We start from the raw sequence: 17,393 nt of genomic DNA on the forward strand, positions 1-17,393 counted from the left end.
TTCGGTAAAAATGTGTGTTTTTTGAAAAAAAGAAGTTGCTTTTCCATGCCAAAACAGCTATAAATTAGGTAGGTGTAGGTAAACAAAAAAGATTTACCAAACGCTAGAAGTTAGGAAGTTTTATAGTGAGGTACATCATGTGGATTAGTCAAGAAGAAAGGGATGATTTTAATGAATTATTTCAAGAGTTGCTTGCAGGCAAATTGTCTAAAAAGCATATAAATAGAAAAAATGAAAACGGTGAAACAATGTTGCACCGAGCAGCAAAAATGTCGACGAGAAAAAAAGTAAACTGGCTGATATGGGAAGGAGCAGATGTAGATGCAAGAGATAACGAAGGTTATACACCACTGCACTCAGCAGCGCTTGGAATGCGTCTGGAAAACGTAAAAGAATTAATAGAAGCCAGAGCAGAGATAAACGCAACCGAAGAAGATGGAAATACGGCACTACATCTAGCGTGTATGGTAGGTGGAAAAAAGATAGTAGAAGAGTTAATAAAAGCAGGGGCAGAAATAAACCGGGTAAGTATATCAGGATTTAGCCCAATGTATTACGCAAGTGATGAAGAGATAAGCGAGGTGTTAAAGAAAAATGGAGGAAAAATAGTGAATAAACAGAGGGAGTTAATGGAAAAAATAAGTAAGGTATCGGAAAAGCAGGTGATAAATGGTGGAAAGAAGCTAAATGATGTGGAGGAAAGGGCTGTAGATGTTTGCAGACTTTTTGTGAGGAAATAAGAGGCTAAATATATGGAAAAAATAGAAGAGAAAAGCTGGCAACAGCAGGAGAGGAATTGCTATTATTTAACAGATTAAACATATAGATTTATATTTTAATATAATATGCTGAAAAAATGTGTATATTTTGTAAAAAAAAACTTGCTTTTTATGCCAAAACAGCCCTAAGTGAAAAAGTAGCTAGTAAACAAACAAGATTTGCTAAGCGCTAAAGTGAGCCAAATTGGAGCCACTTTATATTGCATTAATAGCTGAGGAACTTATGGTAAAATTTAGTAAAAAAGAAAGAGAAGAATTTAATAAGTCGTGGAAAGAAGTATTAGATAACTCAATAGAAAATATTAATAAAAAAGACACGAAAGGGAGGACGATATTGCATTATGCAGTAGGGATGCCAGATACAAAAAAAGTGAGGTTATTAATCCAAAAGGGAGCAGATGTAGATGCAGCAGATGCCGGGAAATATAGACCACTACACCTAGCAGTGATGGGGCAACGTGTAGAAAATATAAAAGAGCTGATAAAGGCAGGAGTCGATGTAAACGCAGTGGAACGAAGTAGCAAATTTGCCGCGTTACATCTGGCATGCATGGTAGCAGAGATAAAAATAGTAGAAGAGCTAGTAAAAGCCGGAGCGAATCTAGAGCAAAAGGATAAATTTGGCAAAACCCCAGTGGATTATGCGAGAAATAATAAAGAGATAAAAGAAGTGTTAGAGAACGTAAAAATGGCAAATAAACAGAGGGAATTTATAGAAAGAATAAGAGTTGTATCGGAAAGTACAGCAGCAGGTGTGATAGTAGCAAAAGAAGAGGTGAAAGAGCTAGAAACTATGGATGAAAAAGTGCTATGAGCCGCAACTTTTTTTTAAATTCAGAAGCTAGGATGGAAGGAATAGAAAAGAAAGTATTGAATTTAGAGAAAAAAGCGTTGGAGGAGCTGAGAAAAATATGGAGGAAGGTCTTTGTGGAAGAAGCGCCTAGAAACTCAAAGAAATATTTGATACCAAGATTGGCGTATAGGTTGCAGGAGAAAGCGTATGGAGAAATATCAAGAAAAGGAGCAAAAAGACTAGAATACCTGGCAGATCGACTAGAGAAGGGAAAAAGAATAAGTAGCGATAAACTGCCAGTGGAGGGAACGGAGTTGATATTAGAGAGAGGAGAAGAAGTCCACGTTGTAATGGTAACAAATACAGGTTTGATCTATAGAGAAGAGTTTTATACATCATTATCAGCGGTAGCCGGGAAAATAATGGGAATGAGCTACAACGGTCCTTTATTATTTGGGATGCGTGATAAAAAGGTAAGTTGAGGGGGAGAAAATGCTAAAAGAGGTAAGGTGTGCGATATATACGAGAAAATCAAATGAAGACGGGCTAGAGCAGAAGTTTAATAGTCTTGATGCACAGCGAGTAGCATGTGAAAAATATATAAAAAGCCGAGAAGGGTGGGTAGCATTAGCCAAAAGGTATGATGATGGAGGCTATTCAGGAAGTAATTTAAATAGACCAGCGATAAAGGAATTATTTGAAGATGTAAAAGCCGGAGAGGTAGACTGCGTGGTAGTATACACGTTGGACAGGTTATCAAGGGAAACGAAGGATTGCATAGAAGTAACGTCATTTTTTAGAAGGCACCGGATAAGTTTTGTAGCAGTGACGCAAATATTTGATAACAACACACCAATGGGAAAATTTGTACAAACAGTGTTATCAGGAGCGGCACAGCTAGAAAGAGAAATGATAGTAGAGAGAGTAAAAAATAAAATAGCAACATCGAAGGAAGAGGGTCTATGGATGGGAGGGAATGTGCCGCTAGGGTATGACGTAAAAGATAAAGAATTAATAATAAATGAAAAAGAAGCAAAAGTAATAAAGCATATATTTGAGAGGTATATGGAGCTGAAATCAATGGCAGAATTGGCAAGAGAGTTAAACAGAGAAGGATATCGAACGAAGAAGTTTGAAGCAAAATCGGGAAAAGTATATGGAGGAGAGATATTTAAGAAAGCGACGGTAAGGAGAATAATAACAAATCCTATATATATCGGAAAAACAAGACATTACGAGAAACAATATAAAGGAAAGCATGAAGCAATAATAGAGGAAGAAAAATGGCAAAAGGCACAGGAATTAATAAAGAATCAGCCATATCAAGGCAAAAAATATGAAGAGGCGCTACTAAAGGGGATGATAAGATGCAGATGCTGCAAAGTAAACATGACGCTGACATACTCAAAAAAAGAAAATAAAAGGTATCGATATTATATATGCAATAACCATTTAAGAGGAAAAGATTGTGGATCAGTGAACCGAACAATAGTCGCCGGAGAAGTGGAAAAAGAAGTAATGAAGAGAGCGGAATGCTTATATGAGAATTGGGAAAAAGGGGCAAAAAAAGAAAAATGGGAAAATTTAAGTTTCAGAGAACAGAAAGAAGCAGTGAAAAAATTAATAAAGGTAGTGTGGGTAAGAGAGGAAGGAGTAGAAGTATGTTCTGAATCAGAGGAGACATTTATAGCAATGAATTTAAAGAAGAAAGGAAACAAATGCACAGTAGTAGAACCAGAAGGAAAAACAAACAATGCGCTACTGAAAGCAGTGGTGAGAGCTCACCTATGGAAACGGCAGCTAGAAGAAGGAAAATATGCAAGTGTGAAGGAACTGAGTATCAAAATTAATATAGGTACAAGACGTATACAACAAATTTTAAGGTTAAATTATTTAGCTCCAAAGATTAAAGAAGACATAGTAAATGGAAAACAACCAAGTAATTTGCGGTTAGTTGATTTAAGGGAAATACCGATGCTGTGGAGTGAGCAGTTGGAGAAATTTTACGGAATAGCATCTTAATTTACAAAAGAAATAGGAGAAAAACATTATGAGAACACCGAAAAAAATATGGAAAGATATTGCTGAAAAGCTTAGAAATAAAAAAGGTACCACTACCGCAAAAGGAGCTGATATGGAGATGCCGGCAGATGTTGAGGAAGTTAAAGTTGAAATAAAAAAGCAAACCAATACAGTTGATAAAGCTACAGAAACTGACACTAAATTATATAATATAAATAGTGAAGATCTTCAACCTATATGTGAAAGCAACGAAGAAACGCAAAATAATTCAACTACTGTAGAGCCAACCTCCGAACCGTGTTTTGATAGTAGATCTGGCAGTGCTACAGGCGAAAAAGACAAACCGTTAACGCAACAAAGGCAAGCAATCCTGGCTGGTGTTGTTGGTGCAGTGTTATTGGTAAATTGTGTTGCATTGTATATCATGAAAATGCCTGTAGTAGCAGCGGTTGTGGGAATAGCTGGATTGGTGTGTCTGAGCTTTGCGTTGCATAATGTGCTGAAACCAAGTACGAAAATCGAAAAAGTAGAGGACATAGAACAACCAATTGTTGAGTCTCCTCTGAATCCAACGTAAAAGGGTATATTCAAAAAATCATAATCGTCAAAACGGGATAATTTATTTAGAAAAATCCTTAAATCATTAATTAAAGATTACCTTTCTCCACACTTCCGCCATTTCTCCTTAACTTGAGCTTATGGAGCTTTTTACCCTATTTATTAAGAATTTAATGAACTATCGAGAATAACAATAAAGAGCACGCCTAACATTATATAAACGAATACCATAATAAAAGCCCCTTAGCTAACCACATTAAAACCACTGCCCTTCTTGGCTTTTTTGATTGTTTCGTTTACTTCTGCCTTATTACAATACATAGTACAAATAAAAACTAATGCAAGCATAATTTTTCTAACTTTAGTATTTTTTACTCCCACAAACTTCACTGACATTGATCTCTGAGCCTGCTATGCTTCTGCTTGTTAATTAGCTATACAACAAACCAACTGCTTGATACTGTTCACTGTTTGGATTAAGGAGGTTTCTGCTTGGTGTATCCTTTCCGATAATTTGTGAAACAACTGCACGCAATTCCAGTTTTGGAACGTGTAGTGCTTTAACATCTTCAAAGCTAACAAAATCAATCAGAGAACGGTTAGGATTCCCAAGTTCTACTTTAAACCTATCTCTGTTTTCTTCCAGAAAAGCTCTTATCCTATCAGGTGTATTACCTTCACGGTAACCCAGTTGTGATAAAACATCAATTAATGGTTTATGATTATGCAGAAAAATTTCTTTTTTCACTTCATTAGCTTTATTAATTAAAATATGAGCATATTCTGGATATTGCTCTTGTAGGCTTTTTTGGTTATCAAACTTACTGCGTACATTTTCATTTCCATTTTTTTCCCATTTCTCGAATAATTTCTCAGTGTTACTTTCCTTCAAAAAGTCATACAGCAACTTATTTTCTTCCTCAAGTTTCTTGACTTCGTCTAGGCATCTATCCCAATAAGTAGAAAATGCACCTGCCAAGTAACCTGGTCTTTGTACGCTAAAATCTTGTATTAATGTTTCCTGGATTAGAACTTCAACTACGTCTTCATGTCCATAGTCAGCAGCAGCCAAATGTAAAGGAGTTCCTCCACTTTCATCTTCTGCATTAACCTCTGCATTGTGTCGTAATAGAACCTCAACTGCAACTTTATCGTTCCACGCAGCAGCATGATGTAAAGGAGTTTCTCCCTTTTCATTTCTTGCATTGACCTCTGCATTGTGTTGTAATAGAACTTCAATTACGTCTTTACGGCCATACCCAGTAGTACAATGTAAAGGAGTTTCTCCCTTTTCATTTCTTGCATTGACCTCTGCATTGTGTCGTAATAGAACTTCAACTACGTCTTTATGGCTGTACTCAGGAGCACAATGCAATAACATAAATTTATAACCTTTACATTCAAACTGGTAATTTATATCAAAATTAGCTCTTTCCCACTTTTCATACTCACCTTCGTCTTTTTCCTTTAATTTCTCTTTTATTTTTTCAATCACGCTACTCTCATTGTCAGCACTTATTGTACTTAATATGTCTGACCACTGCTCATATTCCATAATTCATACCTCAAATTGTTCATTTTGCTATACTATATAAAGTTCAGTAAGATTTGAAAGATTACCTTTAGCTAAGGTCCCTGTACCATTTTACCGATACTGCATTCAATAGAGAAAGCTTTGTAATGTGCGTATAAATATCTTTTAATCAATTCATACTTACTATCTACCTGCTCTTTCTCTAGCTTTTTTGGCAACCCTTCTGAATTTGTTTTCGCACTAGAAACCTGCTCAGGTTTTGGAATACCTCTAGCCACCACACTTCCCCCATTCTATAAAGACATTATGCATAACACGTAGCACGAATAAAAGCTAATGCAAGAATAAATTTTCTAACTTTTGTATTCTTTAGCTTGACACTCCCACAAACTTCACTGACATTGACCTCTGAGCCTACCATGCTTCTGCTTGTTAATTAGCTATGCCTGCCAGATTAACGACATTGTGATCTGCTGATTACTTCAATATCACTATCGTCAGAATGTAAAGAGCTTAGTAACTGGCCATGCGATATTTGCTGCACTTCACTTAACTCACTGCTTGGTTGATCATTAGTAGCTTGAGTATTTCTCGATCCTCCAAAAATCTCTTTTAATATATTGAATTCGATGTTTCTAAGTATCGACCTCTGCTGTGAATTAGTAGCTTGAACAAACCCAAATTCTCTATCAATCGCTTTTTGCAGATCTTCTACAGCGTTCATAAGTTTGCCTCTCATGTCTACCGTACTGACACAAAATAAAACGAGTGATGTAGAACTTTTGAGATTATGTTTCAAGGCTTCTGCACCTTCGTCACCAAAATCGTTACCACCTAAATCAAGCTCAGTAAGATTTGTAAAGTTACCTTCAGCTAATGCCTTTGCGCCTTCGTCACCAATCCTGTTACAACCTAAATCAAGTTTAGTAAGATGTGTGAGATTACCATTAGTCAAAGCCTTTACGCCTTCGTCACCAATATTGTTAACACTTAAATCAAGTTTAGTAAGATGTGTGAGATTACCTTCAGCCAAGGCCTCTACACCTTCGTTACCAATTCTGCAATGTGGTAAAGAAAGCTCTGTAATGTGCGTATTACTTTGCAAAAAGGCTATCAGTTCGTTTATATTGACTTTAGTACCAAATATCACTAAAGCATTATTTTTTACGTATTCGCCAAAATTCATTTATTATCCTCTAATAATATACTGTATGAACATCTAGCTGAAATTTCAGTAACTGTCAATTACTTTATACATGATGTTAACAAGCCACATGAGAATTTATAGAAAATACTAGATTCTGTAGCACCACAAAAGTTTTAATTATTTACTCCTTCCAAAACTGCAAAAAGTTCGTACCTTTGTGAGAACAATTTAAATAAAAGCGGCGTTGTGAAAATAAAAACGTAAAATTGTTGCAACAAAGCTAGGTACGTTAGTTCATATGTAAATTTGGTGAAAACAGGCTAATATAGCTAGCTTTACGGTATAGTGGAACTATTATATAGAAAAGTTCGCACAGGTTGTTTGGTAGACCAACACATCCCAAAACAAACTCTTCTCACGGCCCTTGGTTTTGAGCGCTGGAAATGGCTGTTTTATTTAAGTTCTTAGTAAAATACATTAATAAATCATTATTACTCCACTTGCAAATGTATAGAATGCAATTCTTTTTATTAATACTTGTATAGAAATATTCCAAACTCCTCTACAACTTTTTCTGACTAAGGCCACTATGTTCTACAATAAATATTTGACATATACAGCGTATCTTACGTTTAAATTATCTGACATCCAAAAATCAAGGAAGGCATTTTTAATGAAACATAATCACACATATGGAACGAACAATTTGAGGTTTTTTATAGTTAAGAGATCGTTATTTATTGGAGTAGTATCAGTCTGGTACTGCATGATCACTCAACATAAAAACGCCGCAAAACTATATAGAATTTATAAACCTACTACCAGTGACATGGTAGGAAAACGAAATTAATATAGTATTCCCTACCACACACTTGTAAAACCTTAATAAAACATTGAAATTTACTACTTACCCTTAGAACTACCTGCAGAATTAACCTGAACTATGTTAAGGGCTTCTGTTATTTTAGTAGATACTCCATCTTTTTCAAGATCTATATCTTCCATTTTTTTTAATTTCTCTTGTTTATCTTTTAACAAATCATTCAGATTCTTGTGCATAGTGTCATCTCTTTCCAAAGACCCTCTTGCCATTACTATTGCACCTGTCAGTACTTCACATTCTTTTATTTTTAATTCTTTATAGCTATCCTCATTTTTGAACTTCTCATTATGAACCGCATCAAGAAGAGTGACAATACTACCAAACTTACCCTCACGAATATACTTCCTAATTAGTGATTTTTCTGCCTCATAAAAAGCAGTTCTTGATGTTTTACCACCTCTTATTTGGTCGTCACCTTTCATTAGGTTATTTTCCACCCATTGTGTAATCAAGTCAGGGTTATTATTATTCACTGCATCACATAAGAAATCTGAGTGTGCTCCTTCAAATGCCACCTGTAAATTACTTTTACGTTTTTTCATATAACCTCCTTTATATATATTTTCCTTAATACCTTTTCCTTTTAAGCGTTGTTCAATATCACTGACACCGCCTTCTCTTGGTAGTTTTTCAATATGAGTCTCATCGATACCACCTTCTTCTGGCGGTCTTTTAGTATCACTTTCCTCTATAATGATACTGCTTGCTTCAGAAAAAGACTGATTTTGTTCTTGATATTTTTCAAGTGTTCGATTTACCCAATCATCATTTAGTACTTCTCCAATTCTTTCGTGAAATGGCGCATTAATATAGTCTTGCTGTACTAAATCTATAAAAGACTTTAGTATCTTTTGCATTCCATTTCCTAATCCTTCTTCCACTGCACTTTCCATAAAACCATCCTTCAAGTACCTGTATGGCACTAGATGAATAATAACATGAGAAACAATTTTACTAGATAGTATTTTTCCTATTAATTTATTAGCCATTCCTGAACGAAATATTGCTTTATCATTATAACCTTTTGCTTCATTTATTTTTAACCTTCTATATTCATCTCCTTCTTGTACTAAATATTCTGCTTCTCTTATACCACCAGCAGAAGGATATACTTTGATAGCATCCCCTGCCTCTCTTCTTGGCGCTAATACTCTTTTTTCCAACGGTTTAAAATCAAATACTTCATACAAATGTTTTGCTACATGATTATAAAGAACATCATTTAGATTATTTTTATTAATCTTCCCATTATAATTACCTAAATCTTGACTATGTGTTCTAATAGTAGAATTACACTTTTCATTATAATCATCCAAATATTTCTTACTTTCTTTTTCATTGATATTATATGAAGTAGTTTTTAGTAAAGAATTTAAAACACTCAACGCACATGCTGTTCTCTTTACTATATATCCTTCATTATTCACAATTCTAATACGAAGATTATAATCTCCGACTATCTCTTGAGTGATTTCGTCATGTAGCAATACACTAAACACCTTTGCTTTAGGTTCTTTTGCATCGTTTTGGCTCTCATATAAACGAATTTCTTCTGATAGAGTATTACCTTCTTCAGGAAAAGCAGCATGTATGTCTTGATTAAACATAGTTAATATTATTCTGGCAACTCCCTCACACATTATTGTAACAGTGTTTATATCTTCTGCAGCTAATCCATCAGTTAGATAATCAATTCCATGGCTTATGTATTTTCTAAGTCTTGCATTAAAATCAGAGCGAGCTTTTTTTATTTCTTCTTCTGTAAAAATTTTTTTGCTATTAATGGCTTCTATAATCTCTTTATCGTATATTAAGTGATATTTTTTACGTTGTCCTTTTTTAGTTTCAGTCGTGAGTTTAAATTCATCATATTTACCAGAAGAAATAACCTCTTTCTCTTTAAGATTATTATACTGTTCTTCTGTCAAACACAAACCTTCTCTGCTCATTACTAGTGGAGTCATAACTTGTTCTACCATGTTTTTCACATATAACTCGTAGTCACCTTCTGCTTTTATTACACTTTCAATAGCACTCTTTACCGAAGAATATGATATAACATGACGCATTTGTTTTGTAGAACTTCCCAATACCTTTGGACGTCCTACTACAGCGATTTTAGTATCATCTTTACTATCAACTATAATATCTACTAGCACATCAGGACTCATCTCTATTCTAAGAAGATTTTCTAAAAACTTATACGCGTAAGCCTTATCATGTCCTTTAGGTATATTTCTTCGGGCAATTGGTGTAGAAGCACGTACAGGAGAAAAAAGACTACGTGAACCAAAGCCCCTGATTGATGCTACAAATTCATTATATGGACATTTCAACTCTCTAGTAAATTCTTGCTTTTCAGAAAATGATTTACAGACTAATTCTCTATCATTCCCCTTCCTTTCTTTTCCTGTGAACATTTTATACTCTTGAAACACAAATGCTCGTTTTTTCCCTTCAGTATCGCTATCAGGTAGTTTGTTTCTTACCAATTCCATCTCTTCTTCACTGAATCTTGAGTCAGGACTGTTTATTCTATAAGAAATAGTATAGCACCTTACAATTTGTTGACCTTCTGAGCCTCTTTTATTAGTTAAAACAGCAAACTTCAAATTTCTTTCTTCAACGCAGTCTTGATTATTGTAACGACCTAAATAAATTACTTCAACGTTCCCAAATATATCAACAAAATGCGAAGATTCGCCAAGGTAACCTTCGATCTTTTTTTCAAGATCATTAAGAGGCTCACCACTTCCTCTGTCGTTTTGTTTTCTCAATATTGGAATAAAATGACCATGGCCTCTATTTATTATGTGTATAGTATTTTCCTCATTATAATCTATGTTGTCCACATTCTTAGAACCTTCTTCACTATTTATGATCTGATTTGTCCATACCTCTTTTCCATCCACAACATGTCTTTCCATAACATACAGTTTTACACCATACTTTCCACAAAGTATTCTACCTTCAACTTCGGAATCACCCCATCTATTGTTATTTAGAATATTTTTTGCATAAGAATCTGGAGTTTTCCTACGCACTACACCATTATTGTCATAACTGTTAGCAATAGCATTTATGAACCATTCTGGTGGGTTATTTTGTGCAAACTCTTTACAATATTCTCGCAGTTCCTCAACAGCAGCGCTCATTCCTAATTGTCCTAGTCCTTGCTTAAACGAATCAAAAAAACAGTTTCCATCTGTAGTTGCTTTTCCTACACGAAAGCCTGGAGGCAAAACTGGCTCATTTTCTTGCATAAACACCCTCACAAATAAACATACAAAAACTTACTTCAACCAATACAACAACGAAATCACTATCATACAATCAACACCACGATTAATTAATTGCCTACAATACTGCAAGCCACTTACTTATAAGACTACGATATCAACTATGCTTTTATTGTCAAAAATTATTTGACTAAAATAAGGATAAAAATTTTATTTAGGTTTATATCTTCTATGAAAGTGTAATTGTATATAAGTTCTCTAATTGCATAAAAGTCAATAATAATTTTTTATATCATGAAAAATATTTTTTGATGTAAAATTCAGCTCTAATACAACCTTTTATTTACTATCGTATTATCTTATTCAATCAAAAGGTATCCGTTCAAGCAATGGCGTTAAGTTAAGGAAAGATTGTCTAGTATAGCAAAATTTAAAGTAGGTGTTTTATTTGTTACATTTATTTTTTAGAGCATTTTTATCTAGAGTAATCGTATAAACCACTAACCTTATTAATTACTATCTAAAGTGGTTTTTTCCATCCCCTTTTTTTCTTTATGCCACTTTCCCTTAACTTGATGTATATGCTTTTTTGAACATTTTCGTATTAATCCTTTAATTTTCGGATCTCATCTAAAGAGAGGCCAGTGATTTCAGCGATAACATCAATAGAGACACCGGCCTTGAGTGAGTTTTTTGCAACTTCGATTTTTTCTTCTTGTCTACCTTTTTCTTGACCTAACCTAAGACCCTCATCAAATTTTTGAGCTAAAGCAGCTACCTCATCCATTATACGTTTTTTCATTTGTTCATATGCTAGTAACTCTTCTTCTGACCAATTAAACTTATTCATTTCTTCATAAGCTCGTTTTATTATTACGTCACTACCAACTATCTTATCTAGATCCTCTTCCCTTGTTTCTGCTGCATATCGGAAAAAATAACACCATTTTTCTACTATATTTTCTAGTTGGTCTTCTTTTGTCTTTATAAATTTAGGTAGTTCTATGAATACGAAGTAAAAATCCTTTAAGTCATGTTCAAAGCTATTTTGATCTAAAATGACATGATTAGATTTGTACTCAGTCTTATCTGGAAAAATAATACAATCAGCAACAGCTATGAAGATAATTTCCTTGAGATTATGATAATTATCACCTTGATCAGCTTGACTTGAGTAGGCTTTAGCAGCATAATATTGAGCACGTTTTTCGAAGCCTTTGGTCTTAGTGAACTGCATTTCTATAATATATCTGGAACCTTGAGAGTCTTTACAAAGAACATCAACAATACTCTGCTTTTTAGCGGCAATTTCAGGGTCCAAAATGGTAGCTAAGAATTCAACATCGTGAATAGCAGCTAAACCAGTAAAGCCTAAAATATCGTTCAAGAAATGAATGAGGATATCTTTATTCTTTTCAGTGCCAAATATTCTTTTAAAAGCATAATCATTGCGTGCATCAAGAAATTTCGAAAGAGCCATGAGAAAAAAAACTAAAAAGCATTAATAATTATACACAATTATGAAGAAATATTCAACTAAAATTCAAACATAGAAAGAAGCATCCCTCTTGTATATCTTTATTTGGTAGTATAGCTCTTTTTACAATAATCCGAACAGATCATAATATGCTACTGCTCTACCATAGCCATAAGCACATATCTTATCCTATTCGGACTATTGCGAGAAGTGCTATAAAGTACCTGGAAAATCATCTCAAGTAATAAGAATGATGAAGAGGCAACAAGGCAGATGTGGCTATTGTAACCTCTGGTTTAGGTTGATGATTTTGTACATATACATCATCAGGATCGAAATAGAGGTAATAATAGCAAAAATCTGCTCCTATTGCACAAGCATTGCCATGATCAATTACATGGAAGTGTGCATGACAAGCACCAAATTAGAGAGAAGCCGGATGATGGGAAACTATCAAGTCCGGTTTTGAAGCTTACTATTACCCACAAATATAAAGTTCGTGAGCAAGTCTCCATCCTTCTGCTAAATCAAAGAGACGTTTCCATCCCTTCCATAAAGCTATAGGGCCTGGTTCTAAGTCATTTTTGCGAACTAAAAACCCTCCTAATTTTGCTACCCACCTCACGATTTCTCCTATAGGTGGTGGGTCTCAGGATAGTTTTTTGTCTTAAGCATTTTGGTATACAAAACCTTCCATTCATCATCAGTTAGTATGGTAGTGCAAGGAAGATTTGGATTTGTTCTAGCTACCAATGTGATAAAAAATATCCTCCATGCAATTATACTCATAATTGTAAGAAAGCGGATCAATCTATCTGCTGTTTGGAGCCTGCATTCTTCAACTTTAAGACCAGATTTCAAAATTTTATGAAAAACCTCTATTCTCCATCTTAAGCAATACCATTGTATTTTTTCTACTGCTTCTTCAAAATTATTAATATTTATATTTGTCAACAAAACCCAGTTCATAGGCTCTTCACCAAATGGTGGGTATTTTTCTATAACATAGACAGCATGTAAATTTAAATTAGGAAGTTTTTGGATTTTACGTCTAGCGTTATTTTTTGATGCATTCATCACAAAGTTACTAAACTTTACTTCTAAAACTGCTGTTCTTTGAGGTTTATCATTGCGAGCAGGAATATTCACTTGAATTTCTCCTTGACAAGACAGGCGATTCATCAAATCCCACAATCTTTCACCACCTTTTTCAGAATAAGTCGATTTCTTGTTTACTGTTCTGTTTTGATTTCCTCTTACTACAAAAAGAGATTGATTAGTGGAAGCAACTTCAAATAAATCATAAATATCTGCTTCTCTATCACAAACGGTAACTACCTTAACATTCTTTAATCCAGGATAGTGAGTAGAGTCTTTAAGTGATTCTATCCACCGTATGCTTTCTTTCTCTTCTATGGGAAGAGCGGTATTATGGCATCTTTTTTTCAACTCTTTTAGATCTTCAGCTAAGGGAGGTCTAGTACTAATTTTTTGACCCAATAACCCTATAGGTAGTCCTTCTGTTGTAACTGCAAATGTTGTATGCGTCACTAATCCATGGGTTTTAAAATTAGTTGTTTCAGATTTTAACCTTGCTGCTATAATCCCTAATCCTTTAGTCTTTTTATGATTTTTATATGAAATATAACTCGTATCTTGGATAGCTAAAATAGTTGAATATTCTTTATCTCTTTCAACAGTTTTAATTATATGACTGTATAATATCTTTCTTTCAGAAACGGCATCATTTTGGAAAAATCTATAAGCTGCTTTACTTTGATGCCAATCTTCACAAGCTTGATTTATTGAACGTTCAGGCGATTCAGCAAGACTATTAACTATTTTTAAAAGCCTCCTACTTAATCTTATATCACCAAAATCAACAATTCCCAATTCACTTTCTGCCCATTCACCAGTTGAGGTACTTATATTTCCTTTCATAATATATTCCATTTTTAGACCATAGATCTATTTATAGTAGAAAGTTAAATTAGTAAAATAGCAGCTTTTCATCATTTATAGATTTATGGGTAATAGTAAGGTTTTGAAGTCGAGTGGGGAGAGGTGACTTTCTCCACTTAGATAACACACTTACCTGTTTTGGGTTGCTAAACATGGTTATATTGCTTAAGATCTTAATAAAATATTGCTAAATTAATATTATCTAACTCGGAAATAACAGGAAAATTCATAACAGTTTTTATCCCCAATAGAATGAAATCCTTTTTATTGGTATCGTCCTTTTTGTGAAAAATATTCTTAACTTCTCTACCACTTTTTCTGGCTAAGATTATTTCTTGATTTCTTTCTACTTCCTTTGCAGACATGTTCTTAGATTCAAGATTGCTTTTAATCCTGACCACATTAAAAATTACAGGACTAGGAGACTGAGTGAAGGTTTTAGTAATTTAAAATCAAAAAATTCTACCATCCGATCTTATGTAAAATAGTATTTTATATAAATTTATTGAATGTAATATATATATTGATAAGTAAATTTCTAAGTATGTATAAAACCAGTTTACTTATCAACATACACACTTACTATAATTTGTACACCTCTACACAGGTCGCGAATAGAAAATATTTTTTATTTCACAACACAACTTAAGATTCAATTTTTATAATCTTCTTGTTGAATTACAAGACGCCATCTTTCTGTAGATAAAATTTCACAACTTCAGAGATAAACAGATTAATATCTTTGTGACTCCTCCGGTTGACTACTTATTGTTACACTACTCAAATAATGATTAGGATTATCATCTGCTTTGCTATTATCCTCTGACAGTTGGCTTTTCTGCCTAATGACAGCAGTCAAAAGATATTTTATTAATTGCTTCATAGAAAACTTAAGTTCTTGGCTACGTTGGTGTTCTGCTTCCTTAACTTCTCGATTTGAACCTTCAAAAGGAATTGCTTTGGTTGCTTGTACTACCTCTTTCACATTTTTGCTATTTTGCAAGTTATCAAGGTATTCTCTAGCTGTTATGCTTACTTCTTTTTTATCTAAATAATCCAGAAATTTTTCGCTATTTAACTTCATATCAGCATTAATGAGCAATGGCACGCTACCTTTTACATTAATTTTAGTCCCAAAGTCATATAATTGCACTCTGGATACTTCTTGACCATCAATTTTAATAAGACCAAGCTCTTTATCCTGTTCCGCAAGAAGTTCTCGTTCTGTTTTAATTTCTCTTGTTAGGGTTTGCTTATCTTCATCATCTAATAGATCATTAGCTTGATTAATATCAAAGTGTTCAAGGAGAAAGCCTTTTTCTCCTATTTCATAGCTGGCAAACCCCATTCCTTTTTCCACAACTTGTATAAGCTGATCAACGCTTTTTAGTTCAGAAACAAATGCTGTATTGCTATCAAAATACGCGTAATTATCACTCATTCTGTAAATGGCTACAACATGATTACTTGTTACTAAGTGAAGAGCAAAATCACCATTAATTTTAGCTATATAATTTGATAAATCACTAGGTCTTGTCGACATAAAAAAATAGTGATATAGAGTACTCTTTATTAATAGGTAAAGAGAATGCTATATGATTTAAAAGATGAGCAATGGGAGAGAATAAAAAACCATACGCGTCAAGTTAAGAGATTGTGAGCAAATTTAGAGAGGTTAAAGTGGATACTCTAGCCCTTCTACGTTTGTCTTTTAATGAAAATCGCGACCAAGTTATAGTGAGTTTTTTAAGAAATGCTTTTAAACTATTAATTTTGGTTAATACTAAAAATAACTCTCTAACCCGCCTTTTTAGCTCAATAAATGCCTTTGTTAAGCTAAGTTCTGTATTCTTTTTCACTTCTGTGCAACCAACTATGCCGTGAAATATAAGAATTGCGCACAATTTAGCATATAGTTCACATAATACTCTGCATGGCTTTCCTTTTAGCTTATCAAGCCTGATATGGCTTTTATACAATTTAAATAATAACTCAATTTGCCACCTTACTCTGTAAATCGTTAATACTTGCTCAGCACTAATTTTATTTTCTGGAACATTAGTTATAAATATTGACCAGTTCAACAATTTTTGATTTCTTTTAGAGGATGTATATCCCTGCGATCTTGCTAATCTATTAGCTTTCCTTCTTCTGGCCATAGACTGTTCTTCAGTTAGTTTCTGACATATAATTCTTACTCTAATTTTTGCTTCTTTTCCTAACAATACCTCGTTTTCTAAAAATAACTTATCCTCTAAACATTCTAATAACTCCATTTTTTGATTTGTTTCTACATCATATATGTTGGTATCGGATTTATAACGACTTATGAAATAAGCTCCTATTTCATTGATTTGTTTAAAAGAACTTGGCACAAAATAACCGAGATCAGATATTAGCAAATCATTGCTTAATATATTACTTAAATGTTTCCTATATCCCTGGTCTGATCTTACCCCCTCCGTTAAATTAAGTTGGTCTATTATCTGATTCATGTAGTCGAAAACTAATTGTAACTTTATTCCAGACTTAGTATTGCTTTCATAGCCACTGTAGCTAGTACCATAACCTTTATACATCTCTTCCATACTGTTAGGTAGAGTAATATAGCTACTGTCCAATAATTTAACACTATTAAATTGCTGTAAGATTTTGCAATCAACTTGCAAGATATTTTTAAAGAGAATCACAGATTCATTATACATCCTTTTCATAAATTCCACTGCTTCTTCAGTAAATCTAAAATCCAAACCTTGTTTTGTTATATCTATCGAGTCCTCGTTTAGTAATTGACACATTGTTTCTACGCTACAATTATCAACTCCTATATTACCCAAGACCATGGCTTTTACGAATGATGAACCTTTTAGCTTTCTCTTTCTTTTTATAAACCTTGTTGTAATTGAGATTTTCTCTGCTTTTTCATTAAAAAATTCTTTGAGCTTTTTTGATAAGCAAGTTATTTTATTCATTGGTTCTCTCACTAAAAGTATATCTGG

General features: G+C 33.7%; 14 protein-coding genes and 1 pseudogene. 5 read left to right on the forward strand and 10 right to left on the reverse strand.

Translation table 11 applies throughout. From position 1 onward, the window contains the following. The first annotated feature begins 137 nt into the window (after nt 1-137). From AAGD66_RS02280 to AAGD66_RS02300, 5 genes are all read left to right on the forward strand, one after another. Nucleotides 138-740: an ankyrin repeat domain-containing protein gene (locus tag AAGD66_RS02280; protein WP_265024627.1), complete on the forward strand. Its 603-nt coding sequence runs from the start codon at nt 138-140 to the stop codon at nt 738-740. Between the two features lie 262 nt (nt 741-1,002). Beyond that, entirely contained in the window at nt 1,003-1,593 is a 591-nt protein-coding gene (locus AAGD66_RS02285) for an ankyrin repeat domain-containing protein (protein ID WP_320109371.1), read from the forward strand. Between the two features lie 32 nt (nt 1,594-1,625). Continuing rightward, on the forward strand, nt 1,626-2,054 hold the full coding sequence (locus tag AAGD66_RS02290) for a DUF2924 domain-containing protein (protein ID WP_265024628.1): 429 nt from the start codon (nt 1,626-1,628) through the stop codon (nt 2,052-2,054). A 10-nt stretch (nt 2,055-2,064) separates the two neighbouring features. Further along, nucleotides 2,065-3,594 carry a recombinase family protein gene (locus tag AAGD66_RS02295; protein WP_341814522.1) on the forward strand — a complete coding sequence of 510 codons (1,530 nt, stop codon included), beginning with the start codon at nt 2,065-2,067 and terminating at the stop codon, nt 3,592-3,594. 28 nt (nt 3,595-3,622) lie between these two features. Beyond that, complete coding sequence (locus tag AAGD66_RS02300) at nt 3,623-4,171, forward strand: hypothetical protein (protein WP_265024630.1); 549 nt, start codon at nt 3,623-3,625, stop codon at nt 4,169-4,171. A 224-nt stretch (nt 4,172-4,395) separates the two neighbouring features. Here the strand turns inward: AAGD66_RS02300 and AAGD66_RS02305 are convergent, their stop codons facing one another. From AAGD66_RS02305 to AAGD66_RS02350, 10 genes and pseudogenes are all read right to left on the reverse strand, one after another. Next, on the reverse strand, nt 4,396-4,548 hold the full coding sequence (locus AAGD66_RS02305) for a hypothetical protein (protein WP_265024631.1): 153 nt from the start codon (nt 4,546-4,548) through the stop codon (nt 4,396-4,398). A 34-nt stretch (nt 4,549-4,582) separates the two neighbouring features. Further along, entirely contained in the window at nt 4,583-5,707 is a 1,125-nt protein-coding gene (locus AAGD66_RS02310; protein WP_341814523.1) for an ankyrin repeat domain-containing protein, read from the reverse strand. 71 nt (nt 5,708-5,778) lie between these two features. Continuing rightward, entirely contained in the window at nt 5,779-5,964 is a 186-nt protein-coding gene (locus tag AAGD66_RS02315; RefSeq protein WP_265024633.1) for a hypothetical protein, read from the reverse strand. Nucleotides 5,965-6,140: 176 nt separating this feature from the next. Next, entirely contained in the window at nt 6,141-6,872 is a 732-nt protein-coding gene (locus AAGD66_RS02320) for a leucine-rich repeat domain-containing protein (RefSeq protein ID WP_341814524.1), read from the reverse strand. An 864-nt stretch (nt 6,873-7,736) separates the two neighbouring features. Then, complete coding sequence (locus AAGD66_RS02325) at nt 7,737-10,979, reverse strand: hypothetical protein (protein WP_265024408.1); 3,243 nt, start codon at nt 10,977-10,979, stop codon at nt 7,737-7,739. A 580-nt stretch (nt 10,980-11,559) separates the two neighbouring features. Further along, the gene (locus AAGD66_RS02330) at nt 11,560-12,435 is read right to left on the reverse strand and encodes an Rpn family recombination-promoting nuclease/putative transposase (RefSeq protein WP_077188055.1); all 876 of its coding nucleotides are present in this window, start codon (nt 12,433-12,435) and stop codon (nt 11,560-11,562) included. Between the two features lie 475 nt (nt 12,436-12,910). Further along, nucleotides 12,911-14,376 (reverse strand): annotated as a pseudogene (locus tag AAGD66_RS02335) (IS4 family transposase). 191 nt (nt 14,377-14,567) lie between these two features. Next, entirely contained in the window at nt 14,568-14,759 is a 192-nt protein-coding gene (locus AAGD66_RS02340) for a hypothetical protein (protein ID WP_220468148.1), read from the reverse strand. Nucleotides 14,760-15,127: 368 nt separating this feature from the next. Continuing rightward, nucleotides 15,128-15,937, reverse strand: coding sequence for a hypothetical protein (locus AAGD66_RS02345; protein ID WP_341814525.1), 810 nt, complete (start codon nt 15,935-15,937; stop codon nt 15,128-15,130). Between the two features lie 103 nt (nt 15,938-16,040). Beyond that, nucleotides 16,041-17,366: an IS4 family transposase gene (locus tag AAGD66_RS02350; protein ID WP_264339118.1), complete on the reverse strand. Its 1,326-nt coding sequence runs from the start codon at nt 17,364-17,366 to the stop codon at nt 16,041-16,043. Nucleotides 17,367-17,393 lie beyond the last annotated feature (27 nt).

This window comes from Wolbachia endosymbiont (group A) of Dendrolimus pini (genome assembly GCF_964026835.1).
Classification (GTDB): Bacteria; Pseudomonadota; Alphaproteobacteria; order Rickettsiales; family Anaplasmataceae; genus Wolbachia; species Wolbachia pipientis.

Bases quoted from the DNA above. Each gene is read 5' to 3' on its own strand.
- AAGD66_RS02290 (WP_265024628.1), top strand. From the start codon at position 1,626: ATGGAAGGAATAGAAAAGAAAGTATTGAATTTAGAGAAAAAAGCGTTG.
- AAGD66_RS02325 (WP_265024408.1), bottom strand. From the start codon at position 10,979: ATGCAAGAAAATGAGCCAGTTTTGCCTCCAGGCTTTCGTGTAGGAAAA.
- AAGD66_RS02350 (WP_264339118.1), bottom strand. From the start codon at position 17,366: ATGAATAAAATAACTTGCTTATCAAAAAAGCTCAAAGAATTTTTTAAT.
- AAGD66_RS02280 (WP_265024627.1), top strand. From the start codon at position 138: ATGTGGATTAGTCAAGAAGAAAGGGATGATTTTAATGAATTATTTCAA.
- AAGD66_RS02305 (WP_265024631.1), bottom strand. From the start codon at position 4,548: ATGTCAGTGAAGTTTGTGGGAGTAAAAAATACTAAAGTTAGAAAAATT.
- AAGD66_RS02345 (WP_341814525.1), bottom strand. From the start codon at position 15,937: ATGTCGACAAGACCTAGTGATTTATCAAATTATATAGCTAAAATTAAT.
- AAGD66_RS02320 (WP_341814524.1), bottom strand. From the start codon at position 6,872: ATGAATTTTGGCGAATACGTAAAAAATAATGCTTTAGTGATATTTGGT.
- AAGD66_RS02295 (WP_341814522.1), top strand. From the start codon at position 2,065: ATGCTAAAAGAGGTAAGGTGTGCGATATATACGAGAAAATCAAATGAA.
- AAGD66_RS02300 (WP_265024630.1), top strand. From the start codon at position 3,623: ATGAGAACACCGAAAAAAATATGGAAAGATATTGCTGAAAAGCTTAGA.
- AAGD66_RS02330 (WP_077188055.1), bottom strand. From the start codon at position 12,435: ATGGCTCTTTCGAAATTTCTTGATGCACGCAATGATTATGCTTTTAAA.
- AAGD66_RS02340 (WP_220468148.1), bottom strand. From the start codon at position 14,759: ATGTCTGCAAAGGAAGTAGAAAGAAATCAAGAAATAATCTTAGCCAGA.
- AAGD66_RS02310 (WP_341814523.1), bottom strand. From the start codon at position 5,707: ATGGAATATGAGCAGTGGTCAGACATATTAAGTACAATAAGTGCTGAC.
- AAGD66_RS02285 (WP_320109371.1), top strand. From the start codon at position 1,003: ATGGTAAAATTTAGTAAAAAAGAAAGAGAAGAATTTAATAAGTCGTGG.